This is a genomic window from Limnohabitans sp. G3-2, from assembly GCF_002778275.1.
Classification (GTDB): domain Bacteria; phylum Pseudomonadota; class Gammaproteobacteria; order Burkholderiales; family Burkholderiaceae_C; genus Limnohabitans_A.
The window spans coordinates 273238-298629 of the sequence record NZ_NESG01000004.1 but is presented as its reverse complement, the minus strand read 5'-3'; the positions used below and the strand labels follow the sequence as shown (position 1 = coordinate 298629).

At 57.9% G+C, this 25392-nt stretch carries 24 protein-coding genes and 1 pseudogene; 6 read left to right on the top strand and 19 right to left on the bottom strand.

Going from position 1 to position 25392, the window contains the following annotated elements:
• Positions 1 to 65 precede the first annotated feature (65 nt).
• Positions 66 to 1769, top strand: a complete 1704-nt coding sequence (gene ilvD / locus B9Z31_RS08040) for a dihydroxy-acid dehydratase (protein WP_100119033.1) — start codon at positions 66 to 68, stop codon at positions 1767 to 1769.
• Between the two features lie 83 nt (positions 1770 to 1852).
• Here ilvD and B9Z31_RS08035 read toward each other — a convergent pair whose 3' ends face one another.
• Positions 1853 to 2260, bottom strand: coding sequence for a heme-binding protein (locus tag B9Z31_RS08035; protein ID WP_100119032.1), 408 nt, complete (start codon positions 2258 to 2260; stop codon positions 1853 to 1855).
• Positions 2261 to 2449: 189 nt separating this feature from the next.
• Between B9Z31_RS08035 and B9Z31_RS08030 the strand changes: the two genes are divergently transcribed.
• Positions 2450 to 3142 (top strand): Bax inhibitor-1/YccA family protein, encoded by a 693-nt coding sequence (locus B9Z31_RS08030; RefSeq protein ID WP_100119031.1) that lies wholly within the window; start codon positions 2450 to 2452, stop codon positions 3140 to 3142.
• Between the two features lie 97 nt (positions 3143 to 3239).
• On the opposite strand, the gene rlmD is transcribed toward B9Z31_RS08030, so the two are convergent.
• Genes rlmD through surE form a run of 4 tightly spaced genes read right to left on the bottom strand, consistent with a single transcriptional unit; the run spans position 3240 to position 7214 of the window.
• Positions 3240 to 4676 (bottom strand): 23S rRNA (uracil(1939)-C(5))-methyltransferase RlmD, encoded by a 1437-nt coding sequence (gene rlmD, locus B9Z31_RS08025; RefSeq protein ID WP_100119030.1) that lies wholly within the window; start codon positions 4674 to 4676, stop codon positions 3240 to 3242.
• Between the two features lie 58 nt (positions 4677 to 4734).
• On the bottom strand, positions 4735 to 5595 hold the full coding sequence (locus B9Z31_RS08020; RefSeq protein ID WP_100119029.1) for a peptidoglycan DD-metalloendopeptidase family protein: 861 nt from the start codon (positions 5593 to 5595) through the stop codon (positions 4735 to 4737).
• A 15-nt stretch (positions 5596 to 5610) separates the two neighbouring features.
• Positions 5611 to 6444, bottom strand: a complete 834-nt coding sequence (locus B9Z31_RS08015) for a protein-L-isoaspartate(D-aspartate) O-methyltransferase (RefSeq protein WP_100119028.1) — start codon at positions 6442 to 6444, stop codon at positions 5611 to 5613.
• Positions 6441 to 7214, bottom strand: a complete 774-nt coding sequence (surE, locus tag B9Z31_RS08010) for a 5'/3'-nucleotidase SurE (RefSeq protein ID WP_100119027.1) — start codon at positions 7212 to 7214, stop codon at positions 6441 to 6443. Before surE ends, B9Z31_RS08015 begins: the two co-directional genes overlap by 4 nt.
• A gap of 166 nt (positions 7215 to 7380) precedes the next feature.
• On the opposite strand from surE, the gene B9Z31_RS08005 reads away from it, so the two are divergent.
• Complete coding sequence (locus B9Z31_RS08005; RefSeq protein WP_100119026.1) at positions 7381 to 8355, top strand: NADPH:quinone oxidoreductase family protein; 975 nt, start codon at positions 7381 to 7383, stop codon at positions 8353 to 8355.
• Between the two features lie 84 nt (positions 8356 to 8439).
• On the opposite strand, the gene clpA is transcribed toward B9Z31_RS08005, so the two are convergent.
• Positions 8440 to 10779 (bottom strand): ATP-dependent Clp protease ATP-binding subunit ClpA, encoded by a 2340-nt coding sequence (clpA, locus tag B9Z31_RS08000; protein WP_100119025.1) that lies wholly within the window; start codon positions 10777 to 10779, stop codon positions 8440 to 8442.
• Positions 10780 to 10836: 57 nt separating this feature from the next.
• A complete protein-coding gene (gene clpS / locus B9Z31_RS07995; RefSeq protein WP_100119024.1) occupies positions 10837 to 11196 on the bottom strand; it encodes an ATP-dependent Clp protease adapter ClpS in 360 nt (119 codons plus the stop codon).
• A gap of 161 nt (positions 11197 to 11357) precedes the next feature.
• On the opposite strand from clpS, the gene B9Z31_RS07990 reads away from it, so the two are divergent.
• Positions 11358 to 11618 carry a cold-shock protein gene (locus tag B9Z31_RS07990; RefSeq protein WP_100119023.1) on the top strand — a complete coding sequence of 87 codons (261 nt, stop codon included), beginning with the start codon at positions 11358 to 11360 and terminating at the stop codon, positions 11616 to 11618.
• Between the two features lie 52 nt (positions 11619 to 11670).
• Positions 11671 to 12198 (top strand): DUF192 domain-containing protein, encoded by a 528-nt coding sequence (locus B9Z31_RS07985; protein WP_100119022.1) that lies wholly within the window; start codon positions 11671 to 11673, stop codon positions 12196 to 12198.
• 17 nt (positions 12199 to 12215) lie between these two features.
• On the opposite strand, the gene B9Z31_RS07980 is transcribed toward B9Z31_RS07985, so the two are convergent.
• From B9Z31_RS07980 to aceA, 11 genes and pseudogenes are all read right to left on the bottom strand, one after another.
• Positions 12216 to 12548 (bottom strand): DUF1840 domain-containing protein, encoded by a 333-nt coding sequence (locus tag B9Z31_RS07980; RefSeq protein ID WP_100119021.1) that lies wholly within the window; start codon positions 12546 to 12548, stop codon positions 12216 to 12218.
• 23 nt (positions 12549 to 12571) lie between these two features.
• Positions 12572 to 12922, bottom strand: coding sequence for an integration host factor subunit alpha (locus B9Z31_RS07975; protein ID WP_100119020.1), 351 nt, complete (start codon positions 12920 to 12922; stop codon positions 12572 to 12574).
• 7 nt (positions 12923 to 12929) lie between these two features.
• Complete coding sequence (gene pheT, locus B9Z31_RS07970; protein WP_100119019.1) at positions 12930 to 15359, bottom strand: phenylalanine--tRNA ligase subunit beta; 2430 nt, start codon at positions 15357 to 15359, stop codon at positions 12930 to 12932.
• Positions 15360 to 15386: 27 nt separating this feature from the next.
• The gene (gene pheS, locus B9Z31_RS07965) at positions 15387 to 16424 is read right to left on the bottom strand and encodes a phenylalanine--tRNA ligase subunit alpha (RefSeq protein WP_100119018.1); all 1038 of its coding nucleotides are present in this window, start codon (positions 16422 to 16424) and stop codon (positions 15387 to 15389) included.
• Between the two features lie 120 nt (positions 16425 to 16544).
• Complete coding sequence (gene rplT, locus B9Z31_RS07960; RefSeq protein WP_100119017.1) at positions 16545 to 16907, bottom strand: 50S ribosomal protein L20; 363 nt, start codon at positions 16905 to 16907, stop codon at positions 16545 to 16547.
• 25 nt (positions 16908 to 16932) lie between these two features.
• Entirely contained in the window at positions 16933 to 17136 is a 204-nt protein-coding gene (gene rpmI, locus B9Z31_RS07955; protein ID WP_019428895.1) for a 50S ribosomal protein L35, read from the bottom strand.
• A gap of 135 nt (positions 17137 to 17271) precedes the next feature.
• Entirely contained in the window at positions 17272 to 17871 is a 600-nt protein-coding gene (infC, locus tag B9Z31_RS07950; RefSeq protein ID WP_100119016.1) for a translation initiation factor IF-3, read from the bottom strand.
• 86 nt (positions 17872 to 17957) lie between these two features.
• Positions 17958 to 19877, bottom strand: a complete 1920-nt coding sequence (gene thrS / locus B9Z31_RS07945; RefSeq protein ID WP_100119015.1) for a threonine--tRNA ligase — start codon at positions 19875 to 19877, stop codon at positions 17958 to 17960.
• A gap of 49 nt (positions 19878 to 19926) precedes the next feature.
• Positions 19927 to 20121, bottom strand: a pseudogene (locus tag B9Z31_RS15730) (hypothetical protein); the annotation flags it as partial.
• Positions 20122 to 20189: 68 nt separating this feature from the next.
• Complete coding sequence (locus B9Z31_RS07940) at positions 20190 to 21017, bottom strand: alpha/beta fold hydrolase (RefSeq protein WP_158235664.1); 828 nt, start codon at positions 21015 to 21017, stop codon at positions 20190 to 20192.
• A 306-nt stretch (positions 21018 to 21323) separates the two neighbouring features.
• Positions 21324 to 22655, bottom strand: coding sequence for an isocitrate lyase (aceA, locus tag B9Z31_RS07935; protein ID WP_089958116.1), 1332 nt, complete (start codon positions 22653 to 22655; stop codon positions 21324 to 21326).
• Between the two features lie 538 nt (positions 22656 to 23193).
• Between aceA and B9Z31_RS07930 the strand changes: the two genes are divergently transcribed.
• Positions 23194 to 23595 carry an SWIB/MDM2 domain-containing protein gene (locus B9Z31_RS07930; protein ID WP_100119013.1) on the top strand — a complete coding sequence of 134 codons (402 nt, stop codon included), beginning with the start codon at positions 23194 to 23196 and terminating at the stop codon, positions 23593 to 23595.
• A gap of 88 nt (positions 23596 to 23683) precedes the next feature.
• Here B9Z31_RS07930 and B9Z31_RS07925 read toward each other — a convergent pair whose 3' ends face one another.
• Entirely contained in the window at positions 23684 to 25387 is a 1704-nt protein-coding gene (locus B9Z31_RS07925; protein ID WP_100119012.1) for a thiamine pyrophosphate-binding protein, read from the bottom strand.
• Positions 25388 to 25392 lie beyond the last annotated feature (5 nt).

The window sequence follows — 25392 nt, the reverse complement described above, 5'->3', positions numbered from 1 at the left end:
GGGTGATCGGCACACGCCCGTTAGAATGTGGCGACCTTCTTTTGGGCTTCTATTGAGACACCACCATGAGCGACAAAATCATCCCGATCACCCCCATCAACCGCCGCAGCGCCAACATCACCCAGGGCAAATCCCGTGCCCCGAACCGGTCGATGTACTACGCCATGGGCTACGAAGAGGGTGATTTCGTCAAACCCATGGTCGGCGTGGCCAACGGCCACAGCACCATCACCCCCTGCAACAGTGGTCTGCAAAAACTGGCCGACGCGGCCATCCAAGGCATTGAAGAAGCCGGCGGCAACGCCCAGGTGTTTGGCACCCCGACCATCTCGGACGGCATGGCCATGGGCACTGAAGGCATGAAGTTTTCCCTGGTCAGCCGCGAAGTGATCTCGGACTGCATCGAAACCTGCGTGCAAGGCCAGTGGATGGACGGCGTTCTGGTGGTGGGCGGCTGCGACAAAAACATGCCCGGCGGCATGATGGGCATGCTGCGCGCCAACGTGCCCGCCATTTATGTCTACGGCGGCACCATCCTGCCAGGCCGCTACCAAGGCAAAGACCTGAACATCGTGAGCGTCTTTGAAGCCGTGGGCGAAAACGCGGCGGGCAAATTGAGCGATTTCGACCTGAAAGAAATTGAAAAGCGCGCCATCCCCGGCACGGGCTCTTGCGGCGGCATGTACACCGCCAACACCATGTCATCGGCTTTTGAGGCGCTGGGCATGTCCCTGCCCTACTCGTCGACCATGGCCAACCCGCACGACGAAAAGCAAAACTCGGCCAAAGAATCGGCCAAAGTGCTGATCGAAGCCATCAAGAACGACTTGAAGCCACGCGACATCGTCACCAAAGAAGCCATTGAAAACGCCGTGGCCGTGATCATGGCCACGGGTGGCTCGACCAACGCGGTGCTGCACTTCCTGGCCATCGCCCACACCGCAGGCGTGGACTGGACGATCGATGACTTCGAACGCATGCGCAAGAAAATCCCCGTGATTTGCGACCTCAAACCCAGTGGCAAGTACCTGGCGGTTGACCTGCACCAAGCAGGCGGCATCCCCCAAGTCATGAAAACCTTGTTGGCCGCCGGCTTGCTGCACGGTGACTGCATGACCATCACGGGCAAAACCATCGCCGAAAACCTGAAAGATGTGCCCGACGTTCCTCGCGCTGACCAAGATGTGATCCGCCCGATCGACAAACCCATGTATGCCGAAGGCCACTTGGCCATTCTCAAGGGCAACCTGTCGCCCGAAGGCGCTGTGGCCAAGATCACCGGCCTGAAAAACCCCGTCATCACTGGCCCCGCCCGCGTTTTCGACGACGAGCAGTCGGCCCTGCAAGCCATTTTGGCGGGCAAGATCCAAGCGGGCGACGTGATGGTCCTGCGTTATCTGGGCCCCAAGGGCGGCCCCGGCATGCCCGAAATGCTCGCCCCCACAGGCGCCCTCATTGGTGCCGGTCTGGGTGAAAGCGTGGGCCTGATCACCGATGGCCGTTTCTCAGGCGGCACCTGGGGCATGGTGGTGGGCCACGTCGCCCCAGAAGCTGCCGCTGGCGGCACCATCGCTTTTGTGAACGAAGGCGACAGCATCACCATCGACGCGCACAAATTGGTTTTGGAGCTGAACGTGCCCGAAGCCGAATTGGCCAAGCGCCGCGAAGGCTGGAAAGCCCCCGAGCCCCGTTACACCCGTGGCGTGCAAGCCAAGTTCGCGTTCAACGCATCGAGCGCCAGCAAAGGGGCGGTGCTCGACTTGTACTGATGCCCTGAAAAGCATCGCCCAGCAAAAAGCCGCTTTTCAGCGGCTTTTTTGTGGACGATCGGCCCAGGCTGATCAAGCAGCCCTTACAGGCCAATCGCTGCGATACCGGCTTTGGCAATTTGGGCGTCTTCTGTCGATTTGACACCGCTCACACCGACGGCGCCCAAGCAGAAACCGTCTTTCATGATCGGCACGCCGCCTTCGAGCATGCCCTGGATGGCAGGGGCGGACAAAAATGAGGTGCGGCCGCCATTGATCACGTCTTCATAGACCTTGGATTCACGGCGACCCACAGCCGCCGTGTGGGCTTTGGCTGGCGCAATGTGCGAGGACACGGGTGCTGCCCCATCCAAACGGGCAAAGTGCAACAAATGACCGCCTGCATCCACGATGGCAATGCTCACTGCCCAGTTGTTTTTGAGGGCTTCAGCTTCTGCAGCGGCTGCGATGGCTTTGACGTCAGACAGCTCAAGGGTGGATTGGGTTTGCATGGAAAGGCTCCGTGGGGAAATAAAAAAGAAGAGCATACACGCGCGCCAAGCGAAGATTGCTCACTTCAAAGCAAAAGTGAAGCACCCGGATAACCCCATCGCCAGACGGAAATCCCTGCACGCCCTTGCACGCCAATTGGCTCGCCCTACAATGACTTCACCTTGAACCAGGCATGACAGGAGATAGACATGAGCGACCTTCAAACCCTTCACTCCACCGACTGGGGCCATGTGGACACGGCGGCACGCAACCGTGTGCTGCGCAACACCTATTGGCTGCTGGCCCTGAGCTTGTTGCCCACCGTTTTGGGCGCCTGGCTGGGCGTGGCCACGGGCATCACCCGCTCCCTCTCAGGGGGCGTGGGCTTGATCGTGTTCATGGCCGGGGCTTTCGGCTTCATGTTCGCGATCGAGAAAACCAAAAACTCCGCAGCAGGTGTGCCGGTGCTCTTGGCCTTCACCTTCTTCATGGGCCTGATGCTCTCGCGCATGATTGCCATGGTGCTGGGCTTCAAGAACGGCTCCGAGCTGATCATGACCGCCTTCGCAGGCACGGCAGGTGTGTTTTTCGTGATGGCCAGCTTGGCCAGCACCATCAAACGCGATTTGTCGGGCATGTCCAAGTGGCTCATGGTGGGCGCATTGGCCATCATGATCGGTGGCATCATCAACGTGTTTGTCGGCTCTACCGTGGGCATGATGGTGATCTCGGTCATGGCCATTGGCATCTTCAGTGCCTACATGTTGTATGACCTCAAGCAAATCATCGACGGTGGTGAGACCAATTACATCAGTGCCACTTTGGCTTTGTACTTGGACATCTTCAACGTGTTCCAAAGCTTGCTGGCTTTGCTGGGCATCATGGGCGGCGAAAAAGACTGAGCCCTCTGTGTTTTCCCTCATCAAAAAGGCTCCCTCGGGAGCCTTTTTGTTTTGATGGGCAGGGGCCTCATGGAGGCCCCCGCCCCCGTCCACAGCCTCAAATCAGCTCGAACACCGCCATGCTTTCCACATGCGCCGTGTGCGCAAACATGTTGATCACCCCTGCAGACACACAACGGTAACCTGCCCGGTGCACCAAAATGCCGGCATCCCGGGCCAAGGTGGCCGGGTTGCAACTGACATAAACAATGCGCTTGGGTGGCGTCCAGCCCTGACGCAAATCGTGGTTTTCGTTCAACTCGGCCAGCGCCTTGCTCAGGGCAAAAGCGCCTTCGCGGGGTGGGTCCACCAGCCATTTGTCTGCTATGCCATCGGCGACCAACATCTCTGGGGTCATGTCGAACAAATTGCGCGCCACAAATTGCGTCGGTGCCAGGTCCTGACCTTCGGCTCGAGAGGCTTGGTTGCAGGCGTAGTTGTCGCGAGAGCGGGCCACCAGCGTCTCGGCACCCTCAATACCCAACACCTCACCCGCTTGCGTGGCCAGGGGCAAAGTGAAGTTGCCCAAGCCACAAAACCAGTCGATCACGCGCTCGGTCTTTTGGGCTTGCAACAGGCGAAGCGCACGGGCCACCAACACCCGGTTGATGAAAGGATTGACCTGTGTGAAGTCGGTGGGCCTGAAAGGCATGGTGATGCCAAAGTCGGGCAAGCCGTAACTCAATGGGTCGCCACCCTCGTCCAGCAATTGAACGGTGTCGGGCCCCTTGGCTTGTAACCACCACTGAACCGGGTGCTCAGCCGCAAATGCTCTCAGCAACTCTTTGTCGCCTTCGCTCAAGGGCGCCATGTGGCGAAGGACCAAGGCCGTGACCTGGTCGCCGCAAGCCAATTCAAGCTGGGGCAGGGTTTCGCGCGCCTGCATTTGCCCAATCAGTGCCCGCAAAGGCAGCAGCATGCGGCTGACATGCGGGGGCAAAACCGGACAAACTTTCATGTCGGCGATGTAGCGGCTTTTGCGCTCATGGAAACCGATCAGCACTTCGCCTTTTTTGATCACATAGCGCACCGACAGGCGGGCGCGGTAGCGGTAGCCCCATGTGGGCCCCTCAATGGGTCGGAGCAAGGTTTCAGGCTTGACCTTGCCCAAGTGCCACAGGTTGTCTTCGAGCACCCTTTGTTTGATGGCCACTTGGGCCGAAGCTTCCAGGTGCTGCATCTTGCAGCCGCCGCATGCGCCAGCGTGCAATCCGAAATGAGGGCAACCCGGCCGCACGCGCTGCGAGGACTCGTGGTGGATCTGGGTCACCGTGCCCTGCTCCCAGTTGTTCTTTTTGCGGTGCACGTTGACCGACACCAGCTCGAAGGGCAAGGCCCCTTCGATGAACACCACTTTGCCGTCGGGTTTGCGGGCGATGCCTTGGGCATCCATGTCCAAGGAGCCAACACGCAGCCAACCTTCGGGCAAGTCAGCGCTGGAGTGGCTGGGTTCGTCGGCGTGGGCTTGGGATAGGGAAATGTCTGTATCACTCATACCCCGATTGTCTCAGGATGTGAGGACGCTCTGGCGTTTCACGCGCACGCGGTGTGCATCAGCGGGCAGGCAACAATTTGGCCGGATCGACCGGCTTGCCTTGTCGGCGAACCTCAAAATGAAGTTTGACGCGGTCGGCATCGGATTTGCCCATTTCCGCGATTTTTTGACCCTTGCGCACTTTCTGGTCTTCTTTGACCAGCAAGGCTTGGTTGTGGGCGTAAGCCGTTAGAAACGTGTTGTTGTGCTTGAGGATGATCAAATTGCCATAACCACGCAGGCCAGCACCGGCGTAGACCACTTGCCCATCGGCGGCGGCCAAAATGGGATCACCCGCTTTGCCCGCAATGTCCAAACCTTTGTTTTTGGCCTCGTCAAATCCGGCGATCAGCGAACCATTGGCAGGCCAGATGAAGCCAAGGCCTTCGTCGTTGGCCGTGGGCTGGTTGGCAGAGGGCGCGGGCTCTGACTTGGGCGGGCTCGCTTGGCTGGAAGAAGCTTGGGTCTGTGCAATGGGCTTGACCACCACCCCTTGTGCTTCGACCGCAGCGCCGGGTGGCGAAACACGCAAGACCTGCCCCACTTCAATCAGATCGGGGTTGCCCAGCTGGTTCCACCGGGCCACGTCTCGCCAACCCTGCCCATGGTCCAGCGCAATGCGTGTCAAGGTGTCACCGCGCTGCACCGTGTAGAAACCCGGCTTGCCCGCGTTTTCGCTGCCTGGCATGGGTGGGGCCGCCTCGGCCACAGGCGCGGGGGATGGCGTTGGCGTTGGGCTTGGGGCCGAAGTCTTGCTTCGACCCGGAACTTGGCGGTCCTCCACAGGTGCGGGGACCCGAGTCGAACTGGAGCAGGCGCTCAAAAGCGCCACGGACAGTGCCGTCAAAACCACGGGGCGAAAGTGAAACAAGTTGCGCATCGGTTGTTCAGGTGTTCAGGCGACGCCCGATTTTAGAGGGACAAAATGGACCGCTTCGAGCACTTGACGCTCAAAACCTTCGGCTGTTTTCAAGACGACCACCAGGGCCTGATGGCCGGCAGGCGTGATGGTCGGGGCAATCAATCGTCCGCCTACCGCCAATTGCGCAAGCCAGGCTTCTGGCACGGCATCTCCGCCGGCTGCTGAGATGATGCCCGCATAGGGCGCCCCCTTGGGGTAGCCCAGCATGCCATCGCCAAAAATCAGGTGAACATTGTGAAGTCTGAAGGGGCGCAAATTCGTTCTGGCTTTTTCATGCAAGCCACGCAAGCGCTCGATGCTGTAGACCTCGCTGGCCACGTGGCTGAGGACGGCCGCTTGGTAGCCGCAGCCCGTGCCAATTTCCAAAATGCGACCCAATGGGCCTTGGGTGTTTTGGCAAAGCAACTCCACCATTCGGGCCACCACATTGGGTTTGGAGATCGTCTGGCCCAAGCCAATCGGCAAACTGGTGTCCTCGTAGGCTTGGTTGACCAAAGCGCTTTCGACAAATCGGTGGCGCTCGACTTGCCCCATGGCGGACAAGACGCGCGGGTCTTGAACACCTTGCTCAGCCAATTTGCGCACCATGCGGGCACGCACGGCGACCGAATCCAGCCCCAAGCCTGAGACCAAGGGGTCAGGACGGGACATGGCCGAGCCTGCAGCTTTGGCCGCTGCCTGGGTGGCATTCAAGCTGGGCGGCAGCAAGGGGGCTTGGCGTGCAGAGATGCCAACAGTGGTTTTGCCTGCAGGACGCGGGGTCCCAGAGGGTGTCAATTTGACGGGGAAGCCGGGGCGTTGGGTCATGCGGGTTGAGGATTCAATCGGGCAAAGGTTTGCGTCCATTCGTCCAAATGCGCGTGCTCGGTCAAATCCACCTTGAGCGGCGTGACCACCACATGGCCCAAGCCGGCCGCATGGAAATCAGTGCCCTCGCTGTCATCCATGGCGGCACCGGCATTGCCAATCCAGTACATGGTTTGCCCGCGGGGATCCACTTGGGTGATGACGGGCTCCGCCGCATGACGGCGGCCCAAACGACACAATTTGGGCGCTTTGATCTGGGCCAATGGCAAATTCGGGATGTTCACATTCAACAACCAAGGCTTGCCACCGGCCCCGATCCCCGAGCGCATTTGCTGGACCAGATCTTTGATTTTGGCAGCGGCCGAATCCAAATGGCGCCAGCCTTTGTCAATTTGCGACACAGCGATCGCTGGAATCCCAAACAAATAGCCCTCCATGGCCGCCCCCACGGTCCCTGAATAAAGGGTGTCGTCCCCCATATTGGCGCCGTTGTTGATGCCAGAGATGACCAAATCGGGGCGATAGCCGAGCAATCCTGTCAAGGCGATGTGGACGCAATCGGCGGGGGTTCCATTCACATAACGAAAACCGTTGTCGGCTCGGTGAACATACAAAGGCGTGTGCAGGGTCAGCGCATTGGACTTGGCACTGTTGTTGTGCTCAGGCGCCACGACCTCCACCTCGACGTCAGCCATGCTTTGAAGCGCGTCGTGAAGGGCCACGATGCCCTCGGCGCGAAAGCCATCGTCGTTGGAAATGAGAATTTTCATAGGCAGTCCTGTCTGGGTACCCATTGTAGGGCGCAGGCCGCCATCCAAGGCAGGTCCGGGTGGATCAGCGCAAGAGGCCCCAAGGTCGCTCGTGAGACACGCGCGTGTCCCCTCGCTTGCCTAAGATGCAGCCCAACAAACGCAGCAACCAACAAGGAGAAGATGCATGCATGCATGGCTTTGCGAGAACCCGGTCGGTGTGGAAGCCCTCAACTGGAAAGAAATGCCCACCCCTGTGCCTGGAAAAGGTCAGGTTTTGATCCAAATTCAAGCCGCCAGCTTGAATTTCCCGGATTTATTGATTGTTCAAAACAAGTACCAAATGAAGCCGGAGTTGCCCTTTGTGCCGGGCTCGGAGTATGCCGGTCGGGTGCAAGCCCTTGGCGAAGGCGTCACCCACCTGCAAGTGGGGCAAACCGTGGCCTGCCTGTCGGGCACAGGCGGCTTTGGGACGCACACCTTGGCACCGGCCAAACTTTGCATGCCTTTGCCCGAGGGTTTTTCGGCCATTGACGGCGCGGCCTTCATCATGACCTATGCCACCTCGCACCATGCTTTGGTGGACCGTGCCGCTTTGAAAGCCGGGGAGACCGTGCTGGTCTTGGGCGCTGCCGGTGGCGTGGGGACCGCGGCCATTCAGATTGCCAAGGCCATGGGGGCGAGAGTGATCGCCGCAGCGTCCACCGACGAAAAATGTGCTTTGTGCAGCACATTGGGTGCAGATGCCACCATCAACTACAGCCGCGACAACCTGCGCGAAGCCCTGAAAACACTGACCGAAGGCAAAGGCCCTGACGTCATTTACGACCCGGTGGGGGGTGAACTGGCCGAGCCGGCTTTCCGCTCCATCGCCTGGCGCGGACGCTACCTGGTGGTGGGTTTTGCGGGCGGCCCCATCCCTGCCCTGCCCTTGAATTTACCTTTGCTCAAAGGGGCTTCATTAGTGGGTGTGTTCTGGGGTGACTTTGCCAGACGCGAGCCTCAGGCCAACGCCGCCATGATGGGTGAATTGGCGCAGTGGTATGGCCAAGGCAAGATCAAGCCCGTGATTGACCGCACAATGCCCATGAACGATTTGAAGGCGGCCTACACCTTGATGGGCTCGCGCAGCGTCAAAGGCAAGCTGGTCATGGTCAACTGAAAGCGCTTCGAACCCACAGTTTGAGACATCCCAAAAAAAGGAGGCCCGTCAAGGCCTCCTTTTTTGAGTTCCAAGTCCTCAGCTTCAGCTGGCTGTGGCTTCTTCGGGTTCAGCAGGTTCCGAGCGCGAAGAGCGGCTTTCCTTCTTCGGGTTCGGTGTGATGTCCAATTGCACCTCGTCTTTGTCGTCGATGTCCACCGTCAGGCGGCCACCGTCCGTCAAACGGCCGAACAGCAACTCGTCGGCCAAGGCCTTGCGAATGGTGTCTTGGATGAGGCGCTGCATCGGACGTGCGCCCATGAGCGGATCGAACCCCTTCTTGCCCAAGAACTTGCGCAATGCGTCGGTGAAGGTGACTTCCACTTTCTTCTCGCCCAGCTGGGTTTCCAGTTGCAGCAGGAACTTGTCCACCACACGCAGGATGATTTGCTCGTCAAGCGGTTTGAAGCTCACCATGGCGTCCAGACGGTTGCGGAACTCGGGGGTGAACAGGCGCTTGATGTCGCCCATTTCGTCTCCGGCCTGACGCGGGTTGGTGAAGCCAATGGTGGCCTTGTTCATGGTCTCAGCGCCCGCGTTGGTGGTCATGATGATGATCACGTTGCGGAAGTCGGCCTTGCGCCCGTTGTTGTCGGTCAAGGTGCCATGGTCCATCACCTGCAGCAAGACATTGAAGATGTCTGGATGGGCCTTCTCGATTTCGTCGAGCAAGAGCACGCAATGCGGCTTCTTGGTCACGGCCTCCGTCAACAAACCCCCTTGGTCAAAACCCACGTAGCCCGGAGGCGCTCCGATGAGGCGGCTGACCGCATGGCGCTCCATGTACTCGGACATGTCAAAACGGATCAGGTCGATGCCCAAAATGTAGGCCAACTGCTTGGCCGCTTCGGTCTTGCCCACGCCCGTCGGACCGGAGAACAGGAAGGAGCCAATCGGTTTGTCTGTTTTGCCCAGGCCAGAGCGCGCCATCTTGACAGCCGAGGCCAGCACTTCGAGGGCTTTGTCTTGGCCAAACACCACCGATTTGAGATCGCGCTCGATGGTCTGCAGCTTGCTGCGGTCATCGTTGGAGACGTTGGCCGGCGGGATGCGGGCAATTTTGGCGACGATGTCTTCGATCTCGGTTTTGCCAATGGTTTTCTTGCGCTTGGACGCCACTTGGATGCGCTGGGCAGCACCCGCCTCATCGATCACGTCAATGGCTTTGTCCGGCAACTGGCGATCGTTGATGAACTTGGCCGACAACTCTGCCGCCGCCTGCAAGGCAGCGATGGTGTATTTGACACTGTGGTGGTCTTCAAAACGGCTTTTCAGCCCCTTGAGGATGTCCACGGTCTCCGACACCGTGGGCTCGACCACGTCCACCTTTTGGAAGCGGCGGCTCAATGCAGCGTCTTTTTCGAAGATGCCACGGTACTCGGTGAAGGTGGTGGCACCAATGCACTTGAGCTGGCCGCTCGACAGCGCTGGCTTGAGCAGGTTGGACGCGTCCAGCGTCCCGCCAGAAGCCGCACCTGCACCGATCAGGGTGTGAATCTCGTCGATGAACAAAATGCCGTTGGGTTTGTCCTTGAGGGACTTGAGCACGCCTTTGAGGCGCTGCTCAAAATCACCGCGGTACTTGGTGCCTGCGAGCAAGGCGCCCATGTCCAGCGAATACACCGTGGCTTCGGCCAAGATATCGGGCACGGTGCCCTGTGTGATGCGCCAAGCCAGGCCCTCGGCAATCGCGGTTTTACCCACGCCCGCCTCACCCACCAAAAGCGGGTTGTTCTTGCGACGGCGGCACAGAATTTGGATCGTGCGCTCGACTTCGTATTCACGCCCAATCAAGGGGTCGATCTTGCCTTCTTTGGCAGCTTGGTTCAGGTTGTTGGTGTACTGCTCCAGCGGCGAGGCTTTTTCATTGCGCTCACCCCCGTTGCCGCCCTCTTCACTCTCGGCGTTGGCGGGGTTTTCTGCAGATTTGGCAGCTTCTGGTGGGTCGCTCTTGCGGATGCCGTGGGCGATGAAATTGACCACATCCAGACGGGTGATGCCCTGCTGGTGAAGGTAATAGACGGCATGCGAGTCTTTTTCACCAAAGATGGCAACCAACACATTGGCACCCGTGACCTCTTTTTTGCCGCTGCCTGTGGACTGCACATGCATGATGGCGCGCTGGATCACACGCTGAAAGCCCAAGGTGGGCTGCGTGTCGACCTCTTCGGTGCCAGCCACTTGGGGCGTGTTGTCCTTGATGAAATTGCCCAAGGCTTTTCGTAAATCATCAATATTGGCAGCACAAGCGCGAAGGACCTCCGCAGCGCTGGGGTTGTCGAGCAAAGCCAACAACAAATGTTCGACGGTGATGAATTCGTGGCGTTGCTGACGGGCTTCAACAAAGGCCATGTGCAAACTGACTTCCAATTCCTGGGCAATCATGTGATTTCCTTTTTGCCTTGCTGAGAGAGATTCAAAAGAGTTGGGGCATGGAGCCCACTATTCAATAGGTTCGCTGACACATTGCAGGGGGTGACCTGCTTGTTTGGCAGCATCGAGCACTTGGTCCACTTTGGTGGCCGCCACGTCGCGCGAGTAAACACCGCAAACGCCTTTGCCGTCCAAGTGGATTTTGAGCATGATTTGGGTGGCCGCCTCACGGTCTTTGCTGAAAAACTCCTGAATCACCATCACCACGAACTCCATGGGGGTGTAGTCGTCATTGAGCATCGCCACCTGGTACATCTGAGGCGGTTCTATTTTTTGGGCACGTCGCTCGAGAACCACGGTTGCACCGCCATCGGGCGTGCTCGGTGTTTCTGTCGGCAGCGTGGGATTTGTGGGTTTCTTCGTTGCCATGAATTCATTCTATCGATGCTTTCATGCCCTTTGAGAGTGCCGCTTGAAAAGTCTTGGCATCTGACGGCCCAAAATCAGGCCACCCCGGGTAAACCGCACATTGACAAAATTGACAGTCATCCATCAAACTGAAACGACAAGTACAAAGATGGAGACATCGTATGCCCAGTGGTACGGTCAAATGGTTCAACGATGCCAAGGGTTTTGGCTTCATCCAGCCCGATGGGGGCGGCCCCGATGCATTTGCCCACTTCTCGGCGATCCAAGCCGAAGGGTTCAAAACCTTGAAAGAGGGCGCCCGGGTGGAATTTGAACTGGCTGAAGGGGCCAAGGGCGTCATGGCCACGAACATACGCCCCAGCAACGACAACACCACTTCGCCGCCAGCCCCCTCCTCACCTGCCCCAGAAACCGGGCTTTGACTGCTTTATCCTCTGGGCTTTGCCAATGTTGGCATGCCTGATGGATTGAGCCATGAACCGCCAAACGTTTTCGCCACAGACTTGGGGCCCCTTGACTTTGTACTGGCCGCATTTGCGCCTTGCTGTGCGGCTGCGCTCAGGGCTGCGGGCCTTGCTTCTTGTCGCGACCGGCTTGGCCTTGAACGTGGGGGCGCAGACGGGGCCTCAACTTCAGTTGCCTCGCACCAAATTGAATGCGGGCATGCATGTTTTGGACGTTCAGTTGGCCCAAACCCCAGAACAGCGACAAATTGGGCTCATGTGGCGCAAAGAAATGCCGCAACACGAAGGCATGTTGTTTGTCTTTGAACAGGCCGCCCAGCAGTGTTTTTGGATGCGCAACACGCTGATTCCACTTTCAGCAGCCTTTGTGGCCGACGATGGAACGGTGGTGAACATCGCCGACATGAAGCCCCAAAGCGACGACTCACACTGCTCCGAGAAACCCGTCCGTTTCGTGCTGGAAATGAATGTGGGCTGGTTCGCCAAACGGCAAATCAAGGCGGGGTATCAATTGAGCGGCGCTGTTTTCAAACGCTGAGTGGAGCGCGGCCTGGATCACACGCCCCAAACCAGGTCGGCCTTCTCGGCCAGGCATCGTTTGAGCATTTTCAGGAGGGGTACAGCCCGTTGGCTGATTTGCACCGCGGCATCCTTCTCATCATCCGCCAAGGTTTTGGCTGATGCACCCTCAGCCTGCTTGTGCGCTTGGCGTTGGGCAGACTCTTGCGCCAAAGCGGACTCCAGACGGGCGATCACAGCTGGCAAGTCTTGGGCCAACACAATGCCCTTGACGGGATCGTTGCCCAACATCATCTGAAGCAAGGCCCGCGCGTCGGGCTCGAGCATGATGAGGTCGCTGGCGGCTTTTGATTTGAATTTGAACAGCATGCTGGGCTCCAATGAGGAATGGTTCAGCGGCCCACCGTCTCCACACCTTCGTCGTCAACGGCATCACCCTGAATCAAGGCCTTGAGTTTATGGCTCGCATGGAAGGTCGCCACACGACGTGCATCAATAGGAATCAATTCTCCTGTGCGCGGATTGCGTCCGGGGCGCGCGGCCTTGGTGCGGATCTGGAAATTGCCAAAACCAGAAATCTTGACGTCATCTCCAGAAATCAGGCTGTCCACCACCAGGTCGAAAAAGGCATCCACCATGTCTTTCGACTCGCGCTTGTTCAGGCCAATTTGCTCAAACAGCAAATCGGCCAGGTGCGCCTTGGTCAGTGCCGGTGTTTCCAGTGATTCAAAACTGATTTGCATGGCGACCTCAGGAACGCAGTCGGGCAGCGACTTGCTGCGTCAACTGAGCCAGCACTGCGTTCATCGCGTCATCGATTTGTGCTTCGGTCAGGGTGGCCTCATCGCTGTGCAAGCTCAGGCGTACAGCCAGGCTTTTCTCACCCACAGCCAAACCACCGGTCGATTCGGCCTTGGGTCGGTAAATGTCAAACAAAACAACGTCGCGCAGCAGGCCTTGTGTCGGTGCCGAGTGGATGGCGTTCATCAACTGGGCGTGCGTGACCTGCTCGCTCACGATGACGGCGATGTCGCGCTCAACCGGTTGATGCTTGGCCACGCTTTGGGCCACAGGGACCTGGCGTGCGATGACGGCGTCCAGGGACAACTCAAACACCACGGGGGCACTGCTCAGTTCCCAGGCCTGACGCCAGCGGGGATGCAACTCGCCGACGTGGCCAATGTCCACACCCTCCAGCACCACGCGCGCCGAACGACCGGGATGCAAGGCCGGATGCTCCGAGGCGAAAAACTCAGCTTTGCGCGGGGCCAGCAACCGTTCCACATCGGCTTTGACATCGTAAAAATCGACGTGACGGGCTTTGCCTTGCCAGCTCAAGGGTTCTACAGGACCCCAAGCCATGCCGGCCACGCGCATGGGCTGGTCAAAGCCGTCCACCGTGGTGTCGGTGCTTTGCACGGCGGCATTGCGCAGGAACACGCGTCCCAACTCAAACACGCGCACGCGGTCAGCCTTGCGGTCCGCGTTGAACTTGACGACCTGCAAGAGCGAGCCGATCAGGCCCGAGCGCATCACGCTCATCTGGCTCGCGATCGGGTTGAGCAGGCGAATCGGGTTGGCGTTACCGGCCAGGTCGCGCTCCCAGGCTTCTTCGACAAAGCTGAAATTGATGGTTTCCTGGTAACCCAGCGCCGCGATGGCGCGGCGCACGGCCGACGGGCTGCGCTCGGTCTCGGGACGCACCTTGGCCGTGATCGGCGCCAGGGGCGGGTGGGTCGGCAGGTTGTTGTAGCCCACCATGCGGGCCACTTCCTCAATCAAATCTTCCTCGATCTGCAGGTCAAAACGGAAGCTCGGAGGCGTCACGGTGACCGTGCCATCAGCTTCTGTAACCTGCAAACCCAGGCCGCGCAGCGCATCGGCGCATTGCTGCTGCGTCAGGGGCATGCCGATGACCTTGACCGCACGGGCCACGCGCAAGGTGACGGGGCGGCTCGCAGGGATGTTCAAAATCTGGTCGTCGATGGGGCCAACCTGGGTGCCGGGCGTGCCGCAGATGTCGAGCACCAGCTGGGTGATGCGCTCGATGTGCTCCACCGTCAGCTGCGGGTCAACGCCTCGCTCGAAACGGTGACCGGCATCGGTCGAAAAGTTGTAGCGGCGCGAACGTCCCGCGATGGATGTGGGCCACCAAAAGGCGGCTTCGATGTAGATGTTGTGGGTGCCGTCGGACACGGCGGTGGCGTCGCCGCCCATGATGCCGGCGAGCGACTCGACCTGGCTGTCGTCGGCAATCACACCCACCTTCTCGTCCACCGTCACGGTATTGCCATTGAGCAGCTTGAGCGACTCCCCGGGCTGGCCCCAGCGCACCTGCAGGCCACCGTGGATCTTGTCGAGGTCGAAAATGTGCGAGGGACGCCCGAACTCGAACATCACGTAATTGGAGATGTCCACCAGCGGGCTCACGCTGCGCTGGCCGCAACGCGCCAAACGGTCCACCATCCACTGCGGCGTTTGGGCCTGGGTGTTCACGCCCTTGACCACACGCCCGCTGAAACGGCCGCACAGGTCCAGGGCCTGCACCCGCACCGCGAGCTGGTCACTGATCTGGGTGGCCACAGCCGGGAAAGTCGGGGCCTTCAAAGGGGCGCCGGTCAAGGCCGAGACTTCGCGGGCGATGCCGTACACGCTCAGGCAATGCGCCAGGTTGGGCGTGAGCTTGAGCGTCATCAGGGTGTCGTCCAGGTTCAGGTACTGGCGAATGTCCTGACCCAGGGGCGCATCTGCAGGCAACTCGAGCAATCCACCATGGTCATCGGCAATTTGCAGCTCCTTGGCTGAGCACAGCATGCCCTGACTTTCAACACCGCGCAGCTTGCCGACCTTGATCACGAAAGGCTTGCCGTCTTCGCCAGGCGGCAACTCGGCCCCCACCATGGCACAAGGCACGCGAATGCCCACGCGTGCGTTGGGTGCACCGCAAACAATGTTCAGCAAGGCGCCCTGCCCCACATCCACTTGGCAAACACGCAGGCGGTCGGCATTGGGGTGCTGCACGGCCTCCTTGATTTCACCGACCACGATTTTCGTGAACGGCGGTGCCACGGGCTCGAGCTCTTCCACTTCGAGACCGGCCATGGTCAGGGTGTCGGCCAGTTGCTGGGTCGTCAGGGACGGGTTGCAGAATTCGCGCAACCAGGATTCAGGAAATTGCATGTCTCGTGTCTCGGACTTGGAAGGGAATTACTGGAACTGGCTCAGGAAGCGCACATCGCCATCAAAGAACAGGCGCAGGTCGTTCACGCCGTAGCGCAGCATGGTGAAGCGGTCCATGCCCATGCCAAAGGCAAAGCCGATGAATCGTTCGGGGTCCAAGCCCATGTTGCGCACCACATTCGGGTGCACCTGACCGGAGCCGCCCACTTCAAGCCAGCGACCGGCCAGCGGGCCGCTCTGGAACTGGATGTCGATCTCGGCGCTGGGTTCGGTGAAGGGGAAGAAGCTGGGGCGAAAGCGCAGCACCAGATCGTCGCTTTCGAAGAAAGTGCGGCAAAAATCCGTGACCACGACCTTGAGGTCCTTGAAGCTCACGTTCTCGCCAATCCACAGGCCTTCGCACTGGTGGAACATGGGCGAATGGGTGGCGTCGCTGTCCACGCGGTAGGTACGGCCCGGCGCGATCACGCGGATTTCGGGCATCCCTTGGCCCGCGTCGAGTTGGTTTTTGTAGCGTTTGACGTGCTGCACCGCATGGCGAATTTGCATGGGGCTGGTGTGTGTGCGCAGCAGATGACCGCCTTCAACATAGAAAGTGTCGTGCATGGATCGGGCTGGGTGGTCTTCGGGCGTATTGAGCGCGGTGAAGTTGAACCAGTCGGTCTCGATCTCGGGGCCCTGGGCCACTTCAAAGCCCATGGAGCCAAAAATGTTTTCGACCCGCTCGAGTGTGAGGGAGACGGGGTGCAATCCGCCCACGTTGGCGCTGCGACCGGGCAAACTCACATCCAACGCCTCGGCCTTGAGCTGGGCTTGCAACTCGGCGTCAGCCAGGCATTGACGCCGCTCATTCAGCGCCGACTCGATGGCCTGCTTGGCGAGGTTGATGGCGGCGCCTCGGGTTTTCTTGTCTTCCACGCTCAGAGCGGCCATGCCCTTCATCAGCTCGGTGATGCGTCCAGCTTTGCCCAGAAACAGGGCTTTGGCGTTTTCGAGGTCAGCAGGTGTCAGTGCCTGCACAAAACTCTGGCGGGCGGATTCGACCAGGGTGTCCAGCTCGTTCATGGTGTGGGAGATCGGTGATCTGTGTGAGAAAGAACAAAAAAGGGATTGAAGCTTTTGCGAGCCTCAATCCCTTTGATCGAGTGCGCGGCACAGGCCCAAAGGCCCATGCCACTCATGAACTCAAGCTGCGGCCAGTTTGGCTTTGACTTGGTTCACGATGCCAGCAAAAGCGGCCTTGTCGTGCACGGCGATGTCCGCCAGCATCTTACGGTCGATTTCGATGACAGCCTTTTTCAGGCCGTTGGCGAACTGGCTGTAGGTCAGACCGCATTCACGCGCAGCGGCGTTGATACGGGCAATCCACAACTGACGGAACACACGCTTTTTGGTGCGGCGGTCACGGTAGGCGTATTGGCCAGCCTTCATCACCGCCTGTTTGGCGATGCGGAAGACATTGCCGCGGCGACCGCGGAAACCTTTTGCAAGGGCCAAAACTTTCTTGTGACGGGCGCGTGCCGTTACACCACGTTTAACGCGAGGCATATTTATTCTCCTTGTTCGTCAGTAATTACAGGCCAGCCATGGGCAGCATCTGAGCGATGTGACCCATATTGGTCTCATGCACAGCAACTGCACCGCGAAGGTGACGCTTGTTTTTGGTGGTCTTCTTGGTCAGGATGTGACGTTTGAAGGCTTGGCCGCGTTTAACGGTTCCACCGGGACGAACACGGAAGCGCTTTTTAGCACTGCTTTTGGTCTTCATCTTGGGCATATCAATGCTCCTTTAATTGTGCTCGCGAGGCGTCTGCAAAAAATTTGCAGCCTTGTTGGCCCCGAGCCACTTTTAACAAGAGTCACCCGAAAGTGACTCTCGACCCAATCGGCCCGAAGGCCGATCAAATTCTGTTTATGCTGTCTCAGCAGGCGCAGACGCATCTGCCGCCTTGCCACCCGCAACCGGCTTTTTACGGCCAGGTGCAATCATCATGATCATTTGGCGGCCTTCCAATTTGGGAAACTGCTCCACGATGATCGAGTCGGCCAGTTCGTCACGAATCCGGTTCAGCAAATCCATGCCCAACTCTTGGTGGGTGATCTCGCGACCACGGAAACGCAATGTGATCTTGCACTTGTCACCATCGGCCAAAAAGCGGCGAATGTTGCGCATTTTGATGTTGTAGTCACCATCGTCAGTACCGGGACGGAATTTGACTTCTTTGATGTCAATGACCGTCTGCTTGGCTTTGGCTTCTGCCGCACGCTTTTGCTCTTGGTATTTGAACTTGCCATAGTCCATCAGACGGCATACCGGAGGCGTGGCTGTGGCGGCAATTTCAACCAAGTCCACATCCATCTCACCTGCAAGGCGCAAGGCCTCGGCCAAGGACAAAATGCCCATCGGCTCATTTTCAGGGCCGGAAACACGGACCTCAGGGGCCATGATTTCACGGTTCAAACGGTGTTTACGTTCTTCGCGGTGGCGACGATCACGAAATTCGGTAGCGATGACTCAATCCTTTACGGAACAAAACTGCAACAAGCAGCCCATCCATCTTTGTGCCCACGGGCCAAAGCTTGTGGCGAAAAACACCTTCAGGCTTTAGAAGCAATGTCGGCTGCAATGAGTTCAATGAACGCATCGATCGACATCACACCGAGGTCTTTGTTGCCTCGGGCGCGCACTGCGACGGTACCTGCTGCCTTCTCTTTGTCGCCAGCGACAAGGATGTAAGGCAGCTTTTGCAACGAATGCTCGCGTATTTTATACGTGATTTTCTCGTTACGCAGGTCCAAATCCACCCTAAGGCCTTGATTTGACACTGATTTTTGCAGTTTTGCAGCGATTTCACGACAGTAATCGGCTTGGGCATCGGTGATGTTCAAGACGGACACATGGATGGGGGCCAGCCAGGTGGGCAAGGCGCCGGCATGCTGCTCGATCAAAATGCCGATGAAACGCTCCATGCTGCCCACAATGGCGCGGTGCAGAATCACCGGGCGTTGGCGGCTGCCGTCTTCGGCGGTGTATTCAGCGTCCAGGCGCTCAGACAGGTTGAAGTCCACCTGAATCGTGCCGCACTGCCACTCACGGCCAATGGCGTCTTTCAGGGTGTATTCGATCTTTGGCCCGTAGAACGCACCGTCGCCTTGCGAAATCACGAATTCGCATCCTGACGCACGCAAGCTGTCCATCAAAGCTTTTTCGGCCTTGTCCCACAACTCATCTGAACCGATACGGGCAGCAGGACGTGTGGACACTTTGTACAAGATGTCGGTGAAACCAAAGTCGGCATAGACCTTCTTGAGCACCTTGGTGAAGGTACCGCACTCGGGCAGGATCTGGTCCTCGGTACAGAAGATGTGGCCATCGTCCTGAGTGAAACCGCGCACACGCATGATGCCGTGCAAACCGCCCGAAGGCTCGTTGCGGTGGCACTGGCCGAACTCGCCATAGCGCAAGGGCAAGTCACGGTAGCTCTTGATGCCCTGCTTGAAAATCAGGATGTGACCCGGGCAATTCATCGGTTTGAGGGCGTAGTCGCGCTTTTCCGACTCGGTCGTGAACATGTTGTCACGGTACTTGTCCCAATGCCCCGTCTTTTCCCACAGGCTCTTGTCGATGATCTGCGGGCCTTTGACCTCTTGGTACCCGTTGTCACGGTACACCTGGCGCATGTACTGCTCAATCGTTTGCCAGACAGTCCACCCTTTGGGATGCCAAAACACCAGACCCGGCGCATGCTCGTCGATGTGGAACAGGTCCAATTCACGGCCCAATTTGCGGTGGTCGCGCTTTTCAGCTTCTTCCAGGCGCACCAGGTACTGCTGCAGGTCATCCTTGCTGGCCCAGGCCGTGCCGTAGACGCGCTGCAGCATTTCGTTTTTGCTGTCACCGCGCCAGTAGGCGCCCGCCACTTTCATGAGTTTGAAGTGCTTGAGTTTGCCCGTACTGGGCACATGGGGGCCGCGGCACAGGTCCTCAAAACGGCCTTCGCGGTAGAGGCTGACGTCCTGATCGGCCGGAATGCTGGCAATGATTTCGGCCTTGTAATGCTCGCCCAGACCTTTGAAATAGGCCACCGCCTCGTCGCGCGGCAAAACTCGGCGCACCACTGGCTCGTCCTTGCCCGCCAGCTCGGTCATGCGTTTTTCGATGTTGACCAGGTCGTCTGGCGTGAAAGGACGCGAGTACGAGAAGTCGTAATAAAAACCGTTGTCGATCACGGGGCCGATGGTGACTTGCGCCTCGGGGAACAAATCCTTCACGGCATAGGCCAACAGGTGAGCCGTTGAATGGCGAATCAGCTCCAGGCCCTCGGCGTCTTTGGCGGTCACGATGGCCAAATGGGCGTTGGCCGTCATGCTGAAACTGGTGTCCACCAGTTGGCCGTCGACCTTGCCGCCTAAAGCAGCTTTGGCCAAACCAGCGCCAATAGAAGCGGCCACTTCGGCCACGGTCACAGGACCTGGAAATTCTCGCAAGGAGCCGTCGGGGAGAGTGATCTGAACCATGTGTCTACAAATAATAAAGCGCGGCTCAGGCCGCGCTTGGAAGGAATGTCTAAACGCTGAGGGCGGATTTTACGCCGCCCTCACCTTCAGCACACCAAAATGGCTCGGTGGAACTGCTCTTCTCGGTCGAACCGGTCAGGGCATTCACAGAAGACAAGCCGCCCTGGATCACGGTGATCACGTCCTCGAAGTGGCCTGCGCCCACTTCTTGTTGGTGTGACGCGAAGGTGCAGCCCTTGCCACGTCAACTGCAGCGTCATGTTGAAGCGAAGTCAGCACTTGACAGATCACCCTGCCCTGCCCCACGAAATTTCATGGAGCGGCGATCGAATCAACCCAGGCAACAATGTGTTCAAGTCCATCCATGGGTGTCCGGAAGTGGTTGCTGCCAATCTCGACATACTGACTTTTAGGGTTCTGCGGCAACGAGTCAAATACATAGCCTTTACCAAGCTTGACCAATGCGTCATTGGATCCAATGATCCACAGCACGGCCGTACGTGGAGGTAACTTCTGAGCAGCAACCGACATTTCTGCATCCCCCGTTGGATCGAAGTAGCTCATGAACTCGTTGGCCGTTGCAAAGTTAGCGACTCTCGAACCTTGGTTGATATCTGTAAACCGGCCCTTTTGGTCACCCTTGCCTGACGCGATCATTGATCTGGCCTCATCGAGCGATTCTTTGACAGCACACAGTGAGATCGGTGCAATCCGCGTCAAACATTCGCTGTAAAGAAGGGGTACATGGCCAGGTGCCATCATGGCGACACCGTCAACATCTCGGCTTTGGGCAGCATACGACAACGCTGCTGGACTGCCGATGCTGTGCCCAGCAATCACAATTTTCTTAGCCCCCTTCGCCCTCAACTGGTCCACGGCCGTCTTGATCTCGGTCATGGCTTGCTGCCAGTGACCTTCCAGATACCTTTTGCGAGACCATGGCATCTCTGGCCTGCTCACCACATATCCCCTGGACGTCAATGCATCAAAGAGCTTATTGATCGGGCTGAACGACCCTTCCGGCATCCCTTGCTTTCCATGAAGTATCAAGACCCCCACTTCTTGCGGGGAAGCAGCCGCCGCGGAAAAAGACCCGAGCAAAGTCAAAAATGCAAAGACAAACTGGAGGATTTTTTTCATGCGACAAGAGACCTCGGTTGAAATGAAAGAACCAAAACAATGGCATTCTACGAAGCACGTGAACAAACCAACAGAGGTGAATGAGCCCCTCCCAGCCGCCAAGGCAAAAAGGGAAATCCACTTGACCGCCAGAGCTTGAGCAGCCGTCTTTGCAGCATCCCACAAAGTCTCCTGATTGGGTGGAATGACCGTCAGCCTCAGTCTTCCCATCACTTATTGGACAAACGCCGACAAAAAAGCCACCTGACACCGAAGCATCAGATGGCTGGTCTTGAAAGCACCTCTTCAGGCGCTCTCCAATCAAGATCAGTGGAACTGCTCTTCTTCAGTAGAACCTGTGAGGGCTTTCACAGATGACGAGCCGCCTTGGATCACGGTGGTCACGTCGTCGAAGTAACCGGCGCCCACTTCTTGCTGGTGCGACACGAAGGTGTAGCCCTTGTCGCGTGCTGCGAACTCAGGCTCTTGCACCATGTTGACGTAGTGCTTCATGCCTTCGCCGTTGGCGTAGGCATTGGCGAACTGGAACGTGTTGTACCAGTTGATGTGGATGCCCGCCAAGGTGATGAACTGGTACTTGTAACCCAATGCAGACAAGTCTTCTTGGAACGAAGCGATTTGGCTGTCGTTGAGGTTTTTCTTCCAGTTGAAAGAAGGTGAGCAGTTGTAAGACAAGAGCTTGCCTGGGCATGCGGCGTGCACAGCTTGAGCGAATTCGCGTGCGAAGCCGATGTCTGGCACACCTGTTTCGCACCACACCAAGTCGGCATAAGGCGCGTAGGCCACGCCGCGGCTGATGGCTTGCTCCAAACCGTTTTTGACACGGTAGAAGCCTTCTTGTGTGCGCTCGCCTGTCAAGAATGGCTTGTCGTTGGCATCGTGGTCAGAAGTGATCAGGTTGGCAGCTTCCGCATCGGTACGGGCCAAAACGATGGTGGATGTCCCCATGACGTCGGCTGCGAAACGTGCAGAGATCAATTTTTCGCAGGCTTCTTGTGTGGGCACCAACACTTTGCCGCCCATGTGGCCACATTTCTTCACCGCCGCCAATTGGTCTTCGAAGTGAACACCCGCAGCGCCGGAAGCGATCATGTTCTTCATCAATTCAAAAGCGTTCAACACACCACCGAAACCGGCTTCAGCGTCGGCGACGATGGGCAAAAAGTAGTCGATGAATTCTTTGTCGCCGGGGTTGATGCCACGGCCCCACTGGATTTCGTCAGCACGCTTGAAGGTGTTGTTGATGCGGCGAACCATGGTGGGCACCGAGTCGTACGCGTAGAGCGATTGGTCTGGGTACATGGTTTCAGAGGTGTTGCCATCCGCAGCCACTTGCCAGCCTGACAAGTACACCGCTTCCAAACCAGCTTTGGCTTGTTGCATGGCTTGGCCAGCAGAGATCGCGCCGAATGCGTTGACGTAGCCTTTCTTGGCGCCGCCGTTGACTTTTTCCCAGAGTTTTTCTGCACCGCGCTTGGCCAGTGTGTGCTCAATGGGCATGCTGCCGCGCAGACGCACGACGTCGGCAGCGGAGTAACCACGTTTCACGCCTTTCCAGCGTGGGTTGGTGGCCCAGTCTTTTTCGAGGGCTGCGATTTGTTGTTCACGGCTCAGTTGTTCGGTGAGGTTTGCGGGCATGAGAAGACTCCTGAAGTCAAGTTGAAATCGGGCGATTTGGGCAGCGAATTCTGCTTTGTCGGTGGATCCATCTTAACTCTTATAGAAGACTTATTGCGATTCTTATGTCTTATACAAGACTTATTTTTTATTGTTTAAAAACAATGGCTTGAGATTGAAATTTCACAATATGATTTTAATTTTTCCATATTGAGAAATATTTTAGATCATCGAAGTCGTTAAATTTTGCATTATGGAATTTGCAGATGTATCCTGAAATACAAGAGTCTCCAATAAAGTGACGCCAGAACTCAAGCGGACGAATCCGATAGCAGCGCTAGAAAAAACAGGTCACGGTGGCGTTCCAATCGTCAACAGCCATGAATGAGATGACTGAGCGCCAACAAATTGCCCTGCACCTGTCAAAAAATCAGGATCAACCCCTATAGAAAAATGAGATTTCGGGTTGGAAAGGCGCCGTTTCTCCAGTAGCATGCTCTCAGCTGAAAACAAACTGTGAATCAGCGACGAACTCTTTTCCGATCAAAGGAACATCATCATGGCAACTGCGAAAAAAACCCCGGCAAAAAAAGCTGCTCCCGCTACCAAAGCAGCCCCAGCCAAAAAAGCTGCTCCTGCTAAAAAAGCGGCTGCAAGCGCGCCTAAAGCTGCTGCAAAAGCACCCGCCAAAAAAGCGGCTCCTGCAGCCAAACGCACCCCTAACCCTGCGTTCATGAAGGCTTTGACACCCAGCGCTGCATTGGCTGCTGTGGTCGGCGCCACACCACTGCCACGCACCGAAGTGGTCAGCAAAATGTGGGTTTACATCAAAAAGCACAACTTGCAAGACAGCGTGAACCGCCGTGCCATCAACGCCGACGACAAGCTCAAGGCTGTGTTTGGCAAAGCCCAAGTCACCATGTTTGAAATGGCTGGCTTGATCGGCAAGCACCTGAAGTAATTCAGCAACGCTTGTGCGCAACAAAAAACCCGCCTTGGCGGGTTTTTTGTTTCTGGGCTGAAGTGCCCAGAATCCAATGAACAAAAGATCAGCTTTGAGGGGCTTGCTTGGCCAAGGCCGCTTGGGTGATGGCGCTCAGGGTTCCGCGCGTGGTGATCACCTCGGGGTCCAGCATCACCTCGATCAAGGTGCCTTTCGCACGCGCGAGGGCCTCGAGCAAGGCGGCTTCAAAGTCTTCGGTCTTGTCAAGGCGGACCCCCACATAGCCATAGGCTTGGGCCAATGCCACAAAATCAGGATTTTGAAGACTTGAACCGGTCACATGCTGGGGGTATTCGCGCTCTTGGTGCATGCGGATGGTGCCGTACATGCCATTGTTGAGCAAAACAATGATGCTTTTACCGCCATGCTGGACCGCCGTGGCCAACTCTTGACCGTTCATCAAAAAGTCACCGTCACCGGCGATGGTGAATGCCAGACGACCCGTCAATAAGTTCGCCGCAATGCCAGCAGGCACGCCGTAACCCATGGCACCCACGGTGGGCGCCAACTGGGTTTTGTGGCCTTTCACCAAGCCATGGTGTTTGAAAAACCGGTGCACCCAGCTGGCAAAGTTTCCTGCGCCGTTGGTGAGCACCGCATCGGTTGGCAAATGCTTCTGTAGCGTCGCGACGATGGCGGGCATGTCAATTGGTCCGGGCAGCGCTTGTGGCTGCAAGTTGAGCAGATAGTCCGCATGTGCGGCCTGCGTCCAGCCAGACCAAGGCAACTCCGGGGGCGCCGTCAAGACCTCCAGGCTGCGAGCGGCGGCGTTCATGGTGGCGTGGATGGCCAAATCCGCTTGGTACACCCGGTTGAGTTCTTCCGCACTCGAATGGATGTGCACCAGTTTCTGACGGGTTTTAGGCGCTTGCAGCAAGGTGTAGCCCCCCGTGGTCATTTCCCCCAAACGCGGGCCAATGGCCAAGATCAAATCCGCATCACGAACGCGCTGAGCCAAAGCGGGTCCAATGCCAATGCCCACATCACCCGCATACAAGGGGTGGTGGTTGTCAAAGGTGTCTTGGTAGCGGAAAGCGTTGGTGACCGGCAATTGCCAGTTTTCAGCAAACCGCTGAAGTGCTTGGGCCGACTGCGTCGTCCATCCGCCGCCCCCTGCGATCACCAAGGGCTGGCGTGCCGCCAACAACATGTCACGCAGGGTGCGCAATGCGCCAGGGTCGCTCCAAGCCTGTATGGGATCCAAACGGGGCAATGCCTCGGCCTTGACGGCCTGGGTCAGCATGTCCTCGGGCAAGACCAACACCACAGGGCCAGGCCGGCCGTTCATGGCGGTGGCAAAAGCACGGGCCACATACTCAGGCAGGCGCTCGGGATCGTCCACGCGCTCGACCCGCTTGGCCATGCCTTTGGTGGAAGGTCCAAAAAAATGCGTGTAGTCCATTTCCTGGAAAGCTTCACGGTCGCGGGTGTCGCTCGCCACGTCGCCCACAAACAAGACCATGGGTGTCGAGTCTTGGAACGCGGTGTGCACGCCAATGGATGCATTGGTGGCACCCGGGCCGCGGGTCACAAAACAAATGCCGGGACGCCCGGTGAGCTTGCCTTGCGCTTCGGCCATGAAGGCGGCACCGCCTTCTTGACGGCAAGTGACAAACTGGATGCTGTCGCGGTGCAAGTGAAAGCCATCGAGCACCGCCAAATAACTTTCCCCAGGCACACCAAAAGCATGGGTAACGCCTTGGGCCAGAAGGCATTCAACGAGCAGGTGGCCGGCAATTTTTGAAGTCATGCCCC

Bases quoted from the DNA above. Each gene is read 5' to 3' on its own strand.
- ilvD (WP_100119033.1), top strand. From the start codon at position 66: ATGAGCGACAAAATCATCCCGATCACCCCCATCAACCGCCGCAGCGCC.
- B9Z31_RS08035 (WP_100119032.1), bottom strand. From the start codon at position 2,260: ATGCAAACCCAATCCACCCTTGAGCTGTCTGACGTCAAAGCCATCGCA.
- B9Z31_RS08030 (WP_100119031.1), top strand. From the start codon at position 2,450: ATGAGCGACCTTCAAACCCTTCACTCCACCGACTGGGGCCATGTGGAC.
- rlmD (WP_100119030.1), bottom strand. From the start codon at position 4,676: ATGAGTGATACAGACATTTCCCTATCCCAAGCCCACGCCGACGAACCC.
- B9Z31_RS08020 (WP_100119029.1), bottom strand. From the start codon at position 5,595: ATGCGCAACTTGTTTCACTTTCGCCCCGTGGTTTTGACGGCACTGTCC.
- B9Z31_RS08015 (WP_100119028.1), bottom strand. From the start codon at position 6,444: ATGACCCAACGCCCCGGCTTCCCCGTCAAATTGACACCCTCTGGGACC.
- surE (WP_100119027.1), bottom strand. From the start codon at position 7,214: ATGAAAATTCTCATTTCCAACGACGATGGCTTTCGCGCCGAGGGCATC.
- B9Z31_RS08005 (WP_100119026.1), top strand. From the start codon at position 7,381: ATGCATGCATGGCTTTGCGAGAACCCGGTCGGTGTGGAAGCCCTCAAC.
- clpA (WP_100119025.1), bottom strand. From the start codon at position 10,779: ATGATTGCCCAGGAATTGGAAGTCAGTTTGCACATGGCCTTTGTTGAA.
- clpS (WP_100119024.1), bottom strand. From the start codon at position 11,196: ATGGCAACGAAGAAACCCACAAATCCCACGCTGCCGACAGAAACACCG.
- B9Z31_RS07990 (WP_100119023.1), top strand. From the start codon at position 11,358: ATGCCCAGTGGTACGGTCAAATGGTTCAACGATGCCAAGGGTTTTGGC.
- B9Z31_RS07985 (WP_100119022.1), top strand. From the start codon at position 11,671: ATGAACCGCCAAACGTTTTCGCCACAGACTTGGGGCCCCTTGACTTTG.
- B9Z31_RS07980 (WP_100119021.1), bottom strand. From the start codon at position 12,548: ATGCTGTTCAAATTCAAATCAAAAGCCGCCAGCGACCTCATCATGCTC.
- B9Z31_RS07975 (WP_100119020.1), bottom strand. From the start codon at position 12,922: ATGCAAATCAGTTTTGAATCACTGGAAACACCGGCACTGACCAAGGCG.
- pheT (WP_100119019.1), bottom strand. From the start codon at position 15,359: ATGCAATTTCCTGAATCCTGGTTGCGCGAATTCTGCAACCCGTCCCTG.
- pheS (WP_100119018.1), bottom strand. From the start codon at position 16,424: ATGAACGAGCTGGACACCCTGGTCGAATCCGCCCGCCAGAGTTTTGTG.
- rplT (WP_100119017.1), bottom strand. From the start codon at position 16,907: ATGCCTCGCGTTAAACGTGGTGTAACGGCACGCGCCCGTCACAAGAAA.
- rpmI (WP_019428895.1), bottom strand. From the start codon at position 17,136: ATGCCCAAGATGAAGACCAAAAGCAGTGCTAAAAAGCGCTTCCGTGTT.
- thrS (WP_100119015.1), bottom strand. From the start codon at position 19,877: ATGGTTCAGATCACTCTCCCCGACGGCTCCTTGCGAGAATTTCCAGGT.
- B9Z31_RS07940 (WP_158235664.1), bottom strand. From the start codon at position 21,017: ATGAAAAAAATCCTCCAGTTTGTCTTTGCATTTTTGACTTTGCTCGGG.
- aceA (WP_089958116.1), bottom strand. From the start codon at position 22,655: ATGCCCGCAAACCTCACCGAACAACTGAGCCGTGAACAACAAATCGCA.
- B9Z31_RS07930 (WP_100119013.1), top strand. From the start codon at position 23,194: ATGGCAACTGCGAAAAAAACCCCGGCAAAAAAAGCTGCTCCCGCTACC.
- B9Z31_RS07925 (WP_100119012.1), bottom strand. From the start codon at position 25,387: ATGACTTCAAAAATTGCCGGCCACCTGCTCGTTGAATGCCTTCTGGCC.